This window comes from Azospirillum sp. A29 (genome assembly GCF_042604625.1).
In the GTDB taxonomy this organism is placed as follows: domain Bacteria; phylum Pseudomonadota; class Alphaproteobacteria; order Azospirillales; family Azospirillaceae; genus Azospirillum; species Azospirillum palustre.
Map to the genome: position 1 here is coordinate 1,062,210 of NZ_CP170460.1, position 11,987 is coordinate 1,074,196.

9 protein-coding genes are annotated in these 11,987 nt (G+C 66.8%); 5 read left to right on the forward strand and 4 right to left on the reverse strand.

Translation table 11 applies throughout. The annotated features are described in order from the left end of the window. The first annotated feature begins 71 nt into the window (after window positions 1-71). The 3 genes from ABNQ38_RS04685 (at window position 72) to ABNQ38_RS04695 (ending at window position 4,941) form a co-directional block, all read left to right on the forward strand. On the forward strand, window positions 72-971 hold the full coding sequence (locus ABNQ38_RS04685) for a hypothetical protein (protein ID WP_377805940.1): 900 nt from the start codon (window positions 72-74) through the stop codon (window positions 969-971). A 261-nt stretch (window positions 972-1,232) separates the two neighbouring features. Further along, window positions 1,233-4,034 (forward strand): ATP-binding protein, encoded by a 2,802-nt coding sequence (locus ABNQ38_RS04690; RefSeq protein WP_377805942.1) that lies wholly within the window; start codon window positions 1,233-1,235, stop codon window positions 4,032-4,034. Between the two features lie 226 nt (window positions 4,035-4,260). After that, window positions 4,261-4,941 carry a helix-turn-helix transcriptional regulator gene (locus ABNQ38_RS04695; protein WP_377805943.1) on the forward strand — a complete coding sequence of 227 codons (681 nt, stop codon included), beginning with the start codon at window positions 4,261-4,263 and terminating at the stop codon, window positions 4,939-4,941. Window positions 4,942-5,000: 59 nt separating this feature from the next. On the opposite strand, the gene ABNQ38_RS04700 is transcribed toward ABNQ38_RS04695, so the two are convergent. Further along, window positions 5,001-5,336 carry a carboxymuconolactone decarboxylase family protein gene (locus ABNQ38_RS04700; protein ID WP_377806221.1) on the reverse strand — a complete coding sequence of 112 codons (336 nt, stop codon included), beginning with the start codon at window positions 5,334-5,336 and terminating at the stop codon, window positions 5,001-5,003. A 299-nt stretch (window positions 5,337-5,635) separates the two neighbouring features. On the opposite strand from ABNQ38_RS04700, the gene ABNQ38_RS04705 reads away from it, so the two are divergent. Both ABNQ38_RS04705 and ABNQ38_RS04710 read left to right on the forward strand, forming a co-directional pair. Further along, window positions 5,636-6,589 carry a GlxA family transcriptional regulator gene (locus ABNQ38_RS04705; RefSeq protein WP_377805945.1) on the forward strand — a complete coding sequence of 318 codons (954 nt, stop codon included), beginning with the start codon at window positions 5,636-5,638 and terminating at the stop codon, window positions 6,587-6,589. Window positions 6,590-6,777: 188 nt separating this feature from the next. Next, window positions 6,778-7,536: an SDR family oxidoreductase gene (locus tag ABNQ38_RS04710; RefSeq protein WP_377805946.1), complete on the forward strand. Its 759-nt coding sequence runs from the start codon at window positions 6,778-6,780 to the stop codon at window positions 7,534-7,536. 68 nt (window positions 7,537-7,604) lie between these two features. Here the strand turns inward: ABNQ38_RS04710 and ABNQ38_RS04715 are convergent, their stop codons facing one another. The 3 genes from ABNQ38_RS04715 to ABNQ38_RS04725 form a co-directional block, all read right to left on the reverse strand. After that, window positions 7,605-8,813, reverse strand: a complete 1,209-nt coding sequence (locus ABNQ38_RS04715) for an MFS transporter (protein WP_377805947.1) — start codon at window positions 8,811-8,813, stop codon at window positions 7,605-7,607. 178 nt (window positions 8,814-8,991) lie between these two features. Continuing rightward, a complete protein-coding gene (locus tag ABNQ38_RS04720; protein WP_377805948.1) occupies window positions 8,992-11,286 on the reverse strand; it encodes a molybdopterin cofactor-binding domain-containing protein in 2,295 nt (764 codons plus the stop codon). Window positions 11,287-11,300: 14 nt separating this feature from the next. Next, complete coding sequence (locus tag ABNQ38_RS04725; RefSeq protein ID WP_377805949.1) at window positions 11,301-11,747, reverse strand: (2Fe-2S)-binding protein; 447 nt, start codon at window positions 11,745-11,747, stop codon at window positions 11,301-11,303. Window positions 11,748-11,987: the final 240 nt, after the last annotated feature.

The window sequence follows — 11,987 nt, forward strand, 5'->3', positions numbered from 1 at the left end:
GTCTGGCGTGATTGAAGCTCCGGCGTCCGGTCGCACCGCGATGCGGTTTTGATCCGGTGGAAGGTGCCGGAATGGAAAAGCTGTTCCTCCCAATCAACATCGGTGCGCTCGATCTCGCCCATCGCGTCGTCATGTCGGCGGGGACCGACCACAGGCGGATCGGCGAGCGCTGCTCGGTGACCGATTACGTGGCCTGCGTTCCGCATGTCTCGCCCGGTGGGTTGGTCATAACGCCCCCCGTGCCGGTTTCCGCCACGGCGGCGACCGCCCCCGTCCTGGAGGGGTTCGACGAGCCCAGGGTGGCTGTGGCCTGGGCTGCGGCGATCAGCCTGGCACATGCCAGGAAAGCCAAGGTGGTGGTGCGGTTGTGCCACCCGGGATACGCCCCTGTCCGGGCCGCCACCCTGGACGGCACCGGCATTGATGCGATCATCACGGATTTCTGCCGCGCGGCCGAGCAGGCCAAGCGCCTTGGGTTCGATGGCGTGGAACTCGACGCGGCGGATGGCACACTTCCCGACCAGTTCCTTCAGGACGGGGTGAACCGGCGCACGGACCGGTATGGCGGCTCCATCCAGAACCGGTTGAACTTCCTCTGCGAACTTGTCGATGCGGTAACCAGCGTCTGGACGGCGGAGCGGGTCGGTGTTCGCCTGTCGCCGTTCGGCCAATTCCGCGGCATGTCGGATTCGGACCCCGTCGCGCTGTTCACCATGCTCCTTACCACGTTGGCCGGGCAGGAGATTCCCTTCGTTCATCTGGTCCGCACCGCTGGGGATGGGGCTCCGCTCGGCCATCTGCCCTATGAGGACCGCAGCGCCGCCGACCGCCTTCGCGCAGCCTTTCCCTCCGCGATCATCGTGTCCGGCGCCTTCACCCGGCAGCGCGCGATAGAGTTGGTGAGAAGCCGCTGGGCCGACACCATCGGGGTCGAAGCCGGCATGCTGGAGGATGGCGCCGATGGTCGTTGATGCCCAGTGCGGAACCATACCTATGGCACCGCACCATGCCACGTTATGATGCGTTGACCTACGGCAAAGCATACGTATCATGGTGAAGTCTTACGTATGCTTAGCGCTGGGAAATGACGCTTTCTTTTGCCTTCGATGACCTGAAAAAGACGGAGCCGTGCCGGAGGTTGTGTCACCGCTTTCCCGTTGGCGGGACGGTGGACGCGACCTTTGGCTGACACGTCCGTATCCCCCCGTTCCGAGGTTTCCCAACCGCGGTCCATGACAGTCCCTGCCATCGAGCAGGGCGAGGTCACCTTCGGACCCTTCCGCTTTTCCCCGATGCGGGGGCTGTTGAAGGACGGCATGGCCGTCAAGGTGGGAAGCCGACCCCTGGCCATTCTCGCCCTGCTGCTGGAACAGGCCGGTGCGGTCGTCAGCAATCGTGACATCATGGCCCGTGTCTGGCCCGGTCTGTTCGTCGAGGAGGCGAACATCCGCGTCCACATCGGCTCCTTGCGCAAGCTGCTGGGGAAGAACGATGTCGGCACGGATTACATCGAGAACATTCCGGCGCAGGGCTACCGCTTTGTCGGGACGTTCCTGACACCGATGGCCGAGACCGGAGAGGAAGCCGCCGCGCCTCCGCCCGCTTCTCAGGTCGACCTGTCAAGCCTGTTGCCGCGCAACATCGACCGCCTGATCGGGCGTGACGAGACGATCGACGACATCGTGCGGAAGCTGGTGGAGAAGAGCTTTGTCACCATCACCGGCGTCGGCGGCATCGGGAAGACGAGCGTCGCCATCGAGGTGGCGCAGCTGTCCGCCGGCAGCCACCGGGACGGGGTCCATTTCGTCGATCTCAGCACGCTGTCGGACCCGACGCTGGTGTGCGCCACCATCGCGCAGGTGATGAAGTTGCCCGGTGGCGGCAAGGGCGCCCTTGAAGGGTTCCTGACGGCGGTCAAGAGGCGGGACGCCCTGCTGATCCTCGATAATTGCGAGCATCTGATCGAGGAGGTCGCCGTCGTCGTCGAAGGTATCCTGACGACCGCCCGCGACATCGATATCCTGGTGACCAGCCGTGAGATACTGCGCGCGCAGGGCGAATGGGTCTACCGCCTGCCGCCCCTGTCGGTTCCACCGGGGCAGGAACACACGCTGACCGCCGAACAGGCGCTGACCTATCCGGCGGTGGAGCTGTTCATTGAGCGGGTGTCGTCCGGCGACGGGATGTTCAGCCTGTCGGATGCCGACGCGCCGGTTGCCGCCGAACTCTGCCGCCACTTGGACGGCGTTCCGCTCGCCCTGGAATTGGCGGCGGCCCGCGTGCCGCTGCTGGGCATCCACGGCTTGGCGGCGAGCCTCGACCGGGCCTTCGACGTTCTGCGCGGCGGCCGTCGCACCGCGCTGCCCCGTCACCAGACCCTTCGGGCCACGCTGGAGTGGAGCCACCGCCTGCTGGACGAGCGCGAGCGCGTCGTCCTGCGTCGACTTTCCGTGATCCGCGGGTCCTTCACCGGCGACTTGGCCATCGGCGTTGCGGCCTTCGGAGCGCTTTCGGAGGAGGATGTCGTTGAGGGAATCTCGGAACTGGCCAAGAAGTCGCTGCTGTCGGTGGAGCACCGGCAGCAGAGCGTCCAGTTCCGTCTGCTCGAAACCACCCGCCAATATGCGGCGGAACGGCTTCAGGAAAGCGGTGAGGCGGACGTGGTCTGCCGCAATCTGGCGCGGCATCTCTGCCGGATGCTGGATGGATCACAGTCGACCAACACAGTGGCCTGGAATGTCGTGTATGGGACCCGGGTGGACGATGTCCGCAGCGCGCTGGAATGGTGCCTGTCGCCGGCCGGGGATCTGGCGACCGCCGTCGACCTGACCGTCGCGTCGGCACCGATGTGGTTCCAGCTGTCGCTGACCGACGAATTCCGCCGGCGCGCCGAGACGGTGCTCCAGGTCGTTCGGCGGCAACCGCAGCCCGACTTGAAGTCGGAGATGGCGATCACGGCTCATTTGGGGCCGGCGCTTTGGAACTCGCTCGGCCCCGCGCCGGAGGTCAGCGCCGTGCTGCTGCGCAGCCTCGAACTGTCGCAGCAGCTCGGCGACGTCGGATGCCAGCGCCGCGCCCTGTGGGGGCTGTGGCTCTATTATCTGGCGCTGGAGAAGGACCACGACGCCTTGGAGGCGGCGGAGCGCTTCGGGGATCTCCTGGGAAGTCCGGTCGATCCCGGGGCGGAGTCCATGCACCAGCGCATGATGGCGCTCGGTCTGATCACGGTGGGCGAATTCGACCGCGCCCGCGACTTCGTCGAACGCTGCCTGAGCGCGCCGGCCCCGACCACCGGTTCGAGCCTGAGGGGATACCAGTTCGAACAGCGGATCGTCTCCCACACCCATCTGGCGCGCATTTCCTGGATCCAGGGCCAGCCGGACCGGGCGCGGGAGGCCATGCACGAGGCGGTGGAGCTGGCGCTGGCGTCCGGGCACGCGCTCTCCTTGTGCTTCGCCCTGTCGCTCGGCGCCTGCCCGGTGGCCTTCTGGTGCGGGGACTACGATCTGACGGAGCGCTACGCCAGCCTGCTGGTCGAAAAGACCAGTGAAGGCTCGCTGTTCGTCTGGCGCACCTATGGGCTGTGCTACCAGCTGGCGCTGGAGGCGCGGCAGTGTCCGGATCATCGGATTGCCGCACTCCGCTGGTCTACTCGGTTTGCCGACGTATACCGGAACAAGCGGATCCGGATGCTCGCGACCGTCGCGCCGCGCTTGATCACGCCGGCCATCCTGGATGAGGTGAATGACGGCTCGAACAATTGGGCGACGGCCGAACTGCTCCGCCTGAAATCCGAAAACGTTGGTGAAGTGGAGGCGGCGGAGGCGCTGCTTCGGCAATCCATGGAGATCGCAGAGGCACAGGGGGCTCGGTCCTGGAGCCTGCGAACGGCGATGAGCATGGTCAGGTGGCATTTGGAGACCGGGCGTCACCCCGATGCCCCATCCGTCCTTTCTTCCGTTCACAACAGCTTTTCCGAAGGGCACGACACCCCCGACCTCCGGGAGGCGGCAGCACTTCTGGGCAGGCTGTAGGCAGCGTTTGCGACCCTGACGGCGTCGGCCTGCCACCGCCGGCTGATGGCGAAGCCTCACCCGCACCCCTCGCAGGTGCGGCAACACCTCGCCCCGCCGGCTTCCGGAGCAGGAGTTCGCCAACCCGGCCCCTATCCGGTTTGAAATCGATACCTGAGTATGGGTTCCGGTACACCCGCGCCTCCGGCACTGTCGCCTTCAAGGTGACCCTCTGCAGGAGAGCGATATGCATTCGGCTGCTTTCGAGACGCATCAGCGTTTTCCGGTGCCGCCGGTTCCAGTCTCCGTTGGGCTGCGACCGCACGGGCAGCATGCCGACAATGGCGACAAGCTGGCCGCGGCGGCAGACTGGCTTCTACGGGTCGTGCGCGACATGCTCGAGCCGGATCGGCAGTCGGTGGAGGAGTGCCTGTCGCTTGCCCTGGCGCGGCTGCAAGGTGGCGATGGCGAACTGGACCGCGCCATCCTTATGCCGGACGATGCCGGTCACGCGAACGGGCCGGAGAAGGCCGCATTGGCGAAGACCGGGCTGGCGGCTTGGCAGGTGCGGCGGGTGACCGCCTACATCGACACCCATCTGGCCAGTTCCATCCGCAACCGCGATCTGGCGGCGGCGGCGAAGCTCAGCTGCGGCTATTTCTGTCAGAGCTTCAAGGACAGCTTCGGCTGCCCGCCACACAGCTACATCGTGCGTCGGCGGGTCGATCGGGCTAAGGAGCTGCTGGAAACCACGACCATGCCATTGTCCCAGATCGCGCTCGACTGCGGTTTCTCCGACCAGTCGCATTTTTCGCGCATCTTCCGCCGAGTGACAGGAGAGGTTCCCCGGGTGTGGCGGCACAAGCATCTGATTGACGGCGCCGATCCGGTCGACGCGCCGAACGTGGGCGGTGCAGAAGACCGGTAACAAAGTCTATTGCCGGGAGGAGGGCGGCGGCCCGACGATCGGGGTCCGCCGCCTTCGGTTCAGCCATGCGCGGCGTAGGCGTCCATCACACGGGTGGAATAGACCAGCGCCGCGCCGGCGTTCAAGGCGATGGCGACGCCCAGCGCCTCGGCAATCTCATCCTGGGTGGCGCCTTGCTTGATCGCCGCCTCGGTGTGCACGGCGATACAGCCGTCGCAGCGAAGGCTGACGGCGACGGCCAGCGCGATCAGCTCCCGCGTCTTGGCGCCCAGCAGGTCCTTCTTCTGCCCGGCGGCGCTGAGACCGGCATAGCCCCTCACGGTATCGGGGCTGAGCTTGGCGATTTCGCCGACGCCGGTGAGCACCTGCTGACGGTATTCGTTCCAGTTGAGCATCATGGTCCCTGTCTCCTGCGATTGCCACCCCCGCGGTCGCGGCGGCCGGCTTTGTCAGCACACGCTATCTCCCGGTCTGGTGGCGATATAGAAGGAAGTGCTCGTCTTTTGGACGAGGTTCAGGGCGCATTTCCGGCCCTTGATCCTGGTGGAAGCGGACATCACGCACCGGCCTGATGGCTGGAATCGTCGGATCTTTGACATTCCAGACAGCCAAGCCGCGGCATAGGCTGGTCACGGCCGCATTACCTCCAGGGGCGCGGCTGCGGGATGGGGCAGCGGGCGAGGCGGAGAGGGATATGCTCACCATCGGTTTCGTGGTCTTCGACGATTTCCAGGTGATGGGGATGGCCGCGCTGTCGGCCTTCGAGATGGCGAATCTCGTGCTCGACAGGCAGGCCTATCAGGTTCATGTCCTGTCGGAACAGGGTGGGGCGGTGCGCAATTCGCTGGGCTTCGCCATCGAAACCAATCCGTTCGGCAGGGATTTCTTCGACACGACCATCACGATCGGATCCTTGCGGGTCAAGCCGAGCACGCCCGGACTTCTGGCCTATCTGCGCGACGCCGCCGCCGCGTCGCGCAGGATCGCCGGAATCTGCACCGGCGCCTATGTGCTGGCGGAGTCCGGGCTTCTCGACGGACGCCGCGCCACCACCCATTGGAACCATGCCCGCAGCCTTCAGCGCCTCTATCCTGCCGTGAAGGTGGAGGAGGATCGCATCTTCAGCGTCGACGGCAATGTCTGGACGTCGGCCGGGATGACCGCCGGCATCGACCTCGCCATGGCACTGGTCGAAGATGATTTCGGCGCCGAGGTCGCCAAGGCGGTGGCGCGCAAGCTGGTGGTCTATCTGCGCCGGCCCGGCGGGCAGTCGCAGTTCTCCGCCCTGCTGGAGCTGGAACCGCGCTCCGACCGTATCAGGCGGGCGCTGGTCCACGCCAAGGAGAATCTGACGAACGACTTGTCGGTGGAGGAGCTGGCGGAGGCGGCGAATCTGAGCCCGCGCCAGTTCAGCCGCCTGTTCCGCCAGGAAACCGGCCAGACCCCGGCCAAGGCGGTAGAGCATCTGCGGCTGGAGGCGGCGCGCGTGATGATGGAGGAGGGGCGCCATTCGATGGACATCATCGCCCGCGAAACCGGCTTCGCCGACCGCGAGCGCATGCGCCGCGCTTTCCTGCGCGCCTATGGCCAGCCGCCGCAGGTGGTGCGCCGCGCCGTCGAAACTGGCCGCGCTTCGGCGCTGGAATAGGCGGGACCGGAGTAGGCGGCGTCCGGGGATCGGAGGTTCGGGCGGCCATTAACACCTAGATATGGATCCGCCGGCACGTCGGGTGCGGTAGGTTTTCACATCACCCAAGACAGGGCTTTCCCGGGGAATACTTCCATTCCCCGAATGCCTTCACTTACCCGATATCAAGCAAGGACGGGCATCACGCCATGCAACTCACCGGCAACACCATTTTCATCACCGGCTCCACCTCCGGCATCGGCCGCGGTCTGGCCGAAGCGTTCCACAAGCTGGGCAACCAAGTCATCATCGCCGGCCGGCGCAAGGCCCTGCTGGATCAGGTGACCGCCGCCAATCCCGGCATGAAGGGCATCGAGCTGGACATCACCGACCCGATCAGCATCCAGGCCGCCGCCGAACGGCTGGTCGCCGGGAACCCGACGCTGAACGTCCTGATCAACAACGCCGGCATCATGCCGTTCGACGATGCCTCCGGCCCGATTGACGACGCGCAGGCGCAGTCGATCATCACCACCAATCTGCTCGGCCCGATCCGCATGACCTCGGCCCTGATCGAGCATCTGAAGGCGCAGCCCCGCTCGGTGATCGTCAACAACACCTCGGTGCTCGCCTTCACGCCGCTGGCCACCACCGCGGTCTATTCCGCCAGCAAGGCGGCGCTGCACAGCTTCACGCTGTCCCAGCGCTTCATGCTGCGCAACACCAGCGTCACCGTGCAGGAAATCGCGCCGCCCTGGGTCAACACCGACCTGATCAAGAAGGGCGACGATCCGCGTGCCATGCCGCTGGACGCCTTCATCGAACAGACGATGGCGGCGCTGGGCACCGACGCGGAGGAGGCCATCGTCGAAAGCGCCCGCCCGATGCGCGACAATGCCGGCCCCAACGAGCATGCCCTGGTCATGGGCTTCAACAGCTACATCGCCGAGAACCCGATCCCGGTCTGATCGGAGCCGACGCAAGAAGGAAAGGCCGCCGGACGAAAGCCCGGCGGCCTTTCCTTTTCGCCGTCAGTTCATTCGGCCGGGGCGCGAGCCATCCGCGGCGCCTTGGCAGGGGTGAATTCCAGCAGGCATGCCAGCGCAACGCATAGCGCGCCGACCCAACCCAGCTCCCGCACGCTGCCGGCGCTCAGCACCAGCGAGCCCAGCGCCGCCCCCACCGAAAAGCCGAAATAATGGAAGGAGGCGTTGACTGACAGGATGATCGGGGCGTGCTTCGGTCCGACGATGCCGATCAGCCTGGCCTGCTGGCCGGGATAGAAGGCCCAGGCCGAGAAACCCCACAGCATGATGCCGACGAAGGCGGGGATCAGCGCCAAGGCCGGAGGCAGCAGCTCCGCGGTCAGTGACAGGCTTGCCAGCGCCAGCACGATCAGCGGCAGGGTCAGGGCGACGATGCGGGCACCGCCCAGCCGGTCGGTCAGGCGCCCGCCCACCGCCAGCCCGATGAAGGCCGACAGGCCCCAGGCGAACAGGGCGAAGCCGACCGCCGCCCCTTCCAGCCCGGTCACCCGTTGCAGGTAGGAGGCGATGTAGGGGTAGGCGGTGAAGGGGCCCATCGCCCACAGGGTGGTGACGGCCAGCGGCCGGCGCACGGCCGGATTGGCGAGTGCCCCCAGCCGCTCGCGCAGTCCGACGACCGGGGCGGCGGAGCCGATGGCGCGTGGCAATCCGACCAGCAGCCCGGCCGCTGCCACGACCGACAGCACGGCGACGCCGCCGAAGGTCATGCGCCAGCCCAGCGTGTGGCCGACGACCGCGCCCAGCGGCACGCCGAAGACGATGGCGAGGCTGAGGCCGCTGGTCACGATGGACAGGGCGCGACCCCGCTCCGACTGCGGCACCAGCACGCCGGCCAGCGCGTTGGCGTTCGGCACGAACAGCCCCGCCGCCATGGCGAGCAGCACGCGGGCCGCCATCAGCCCGCCATAGCTGCCGGCGAGCGCCGCCACCACATTGGCGACGACGAAAGCCAGCATGGTGACGATCAGCAGAAGCCGGCGGCTGACGGCCGCGGTCAGGACAGTCAGCAGCGGCGAACTGGCGGCATAAGTCAGCGCGAAGACGGACACCAGCTGTCCCGCCGCTTGTTCGCTGACCGACAGGTCCGCGGCGATGTCCGGCAGGATCGCCGCGATCATGAAGCTCTCGGTACCAACGGCGAAGGACCCGAGCGCCAGCCAATAGAGCGGCGCCCTGGAATGAAGGGGTGTGGTGGCCATGGGAAATTCCTGTGCGGAGCCAGCCCGGGCGATGCCAGCCATGGGGCCTCTGCGCCCCGTCGGCAGACCGGCGGCAAGAAATGACGGATGCATGGAGTTTAGGACAGGGGAGCGGCGGCGTGAATATCGCGGAAACCTCGTTTCCGGACATTCACGCCACACGGGGAGGCTCTTGGCCTCAGACCCCGATCTTGTTCTTCGCCAGCGGCAGGCTGCGGATGCGCTGGCCGGTCAGCGCCGCCACCGCATTGACCACCGCCGGCGGAACGCCGGGCAGGCCCGGTTCGCCGACGCCGCCCATCGGAGCGCCGCTTTCCACGATCTCCACATGCACGGCGGGCATGGAGCGGCGGGACAGGATCGGGTAATCGTCGAAATTATGCGACTGGCGCACGCCGTCCTTGTAGACCAACTCCTCGAATAGCGTGGCCGACAGGCCGAGCGCCACGGCGGATTCGACCTGCGACTTCACGATGGCCGGGTTGACGATGCTGCCGGGATCGAAGGCGACCCAGACATTGTGGACCTGCGTTTCGCCGCCCTGGACCGATACCTCTGCGATCGTCGCGGTCTCCGACCCGAAGGGGGAGGCCATGGAGACGCCGCGGGCGCGGCGGGTGCCGTCCACCTCGTAGGGGCCGCGCTTCCAGCCGCCGGACATCGCCGCGACGGTTTCCAGTAGCTTGCGGTGGCGTGGCTTGTCCTTCAGCAGTTCCATCCGCAGGGCGAAGGGGTCCTGGCCGCCAGCGTCGGCGATCTCGTCCAGAAAGCCTTCATAGAAGAAGTCGTTCATCGAATGGCCGACGGAGCGCCAAAAGGCGATGGTCACCGGATGGGGGAACTTCACGTACTCCATCCGCCGGTTGGGGATGGCGTAGGGCTTCTCCGTGATGCCCTCCACCGCCGAGCTGTCGACCGGATCCTTGAACACCGCGCCGAACCAGCGGCCGAGCGGCCCTTCGCCCACCGTGCGCGCCTGGATCGCCGTGGGGCGCCCGTCCTTGCCGATGGCGGCGCGGAAGCGGCTGAAGCTGAGCGGGCGGAGCGCATCCATGCGGAACTCCTCCTCGCGCGACCACAGCACCTTGACCGGGCGGCCGGTGGCTTTCGCCAGCTGGATTGCCTGAAGGAAGGGGTTGGCGCTGCCATAGAGGAAATGCCGGCCGAAGAAGCCGCCCAGCATCGGCGAATGCAGGATGACCTTGTCCGGCGCCAGCCCGGCGGTCTGGGCCGCCACCGACTGGAACAGCTCCGGCATCTGGTTGGGCGCCCACAGCTCCAGCGTGCCGTCCGGGTTGAAGCGCGCCATGGAGGACGGCGGCTCCAACTGACCATGGGCCAGATAGGGGGCGTCATACTCCGCCTCGATCACCTTGGCGGCGGCGGCGAAGGCCGAGGCCACGTCGCCCGCTGCTTCCGCGGGGAGGCCGGCTTCGGTGGAGGATTTCAGCGCCGCCAGCATGCCGTCCGACGCATAGTCGGCGGCCACTGTGTCCAGGCCCGACGCGGCCGGGGCCGACCAGCTCACCGACAGGGTTTCCACCGCCTTGCGGGCCCGCCACCAGCTGTCGGCGGCGACCGCCACCGCACCCGGCAGCATGTGGACGGAATGGACGCCGGGCATCGCCGCCACCGCGTCCTTGTTGGCGATGGCCTGGACCGTGGTGCCCTGGTTCGGCGCATGCTGGACAGCGGCGTAGAGCATACCCTCCAGCTTCTGATCGATGGCGTAGACGGCCTTGCCGGTCGATTTGGCTCGTACATCCAGCCGCGCCACCGGCTGGCGGATATAGCGGAAGCTGGCCGGATCGCGCAGAGCCACATCGTCGCGCGGCGGCAGGGCGAGGGCGACCGGAGCCAGTTCGCCGTAGGACAGCCGCTTGCCATTGGCGGCATGGATGACGAAGCCGTCCTCCGTCGTCAGGCTTTGCGGCTTGACCTTCAGTTTCGCGGATGCCGCACGGATCATCATGTCACGGGCGGTCGCGCCCAGCCGGCGCATCAGCGGATAGCTGGACCGGGTGGAGAAGCTGCCGCCGGTCATCCGCAGGCCGTTGATGACGGCATAATCCGGCCCCGGCGGGGCGCATTCGACGGTGAAGCGGCTGGGGTTGACGTCCAGCTCCTCGCCGACGATCTGGGCAAGGCCGGTGTTGATGCCCTGGCCACCCTCGACGAAGGGGCTGAGCAGGGTGACGGCATTGTCCTTGCCGATCACCAGGAAGGCGGGAATGCGGGTGCCCGGCTTGACGGCAGCGGCGGTGGCAGTTTGCGCCCGCACCGGCATCGACGGCAGCAGGGCGCCGAGCACCAGCGCGCTGGCCCCAAAGCCGAGGAAGGCGCGGCGCGACAGGTTGGAAACGCCGTCCGGTTTCATCAGCGCGACGGCCGATTGCGCCTCTATCTGCAGTTCCAGCGGGTCCTTGCGTGGGTGCGGGAGGGTGGGGGAAGCGACGGTGAGCAGGCGATCCATGACGTGTCCTCCTCTCAGCCGGCGGCCTGGCGGATGGCGGCGGCGACGCGGTTGTAGGTTCCGCAGCGGCACAGGTTGGTCATCGCGTCGGCGATGTCGCCGTCGGTCGGATTGGGCGTCTGCTTCAACAGGGCGGTCGCCGCCATCACCTGTCCGGACTGGCAATAGCCGCATTGCGGCACCTGTCCGGCGACCCAGGCCTCCACCACCTTGCGGCCGACCGGGTCCTCCTCGATGGCGTCGATGGTGCGGATGTCGGCTGACCCGACGCTGTCCACCGGCACTTGGCAGGAGCGGGTGGCGGTGCCGTCGATCATCACGGTGCAGGCGCCGCACTGCGCGATGCCGCAGCCGTATTTCGTCCCGGTCAGCCCCAGCGTGTCGCGAAGGACCCAGAGCAGCGGCGTGTCATCCTCGACCGCCACCTGATAGGCGTGGCCGTTGACATGGAGGGTGGTCATGACGGTCTCCGTCAGGGAGTTCATGTGGGGGAATTCAGTTGATGCTTATTCTTGCCCACAGCCCGCCGGTCTCGTATCCATCCCTAGGTATTAAGGATGCCGAACCATATGGACGTTGAATGACCGGAAACCGCGTAAGACCGCCAATCAAGACAAAGTTGCCGTCTTTTCAAGTGTTTTCTATAGATGACTGAGAACAGGCAACCGCAGCGTCGCGGGATGGTGAACGGCGACAGGGAA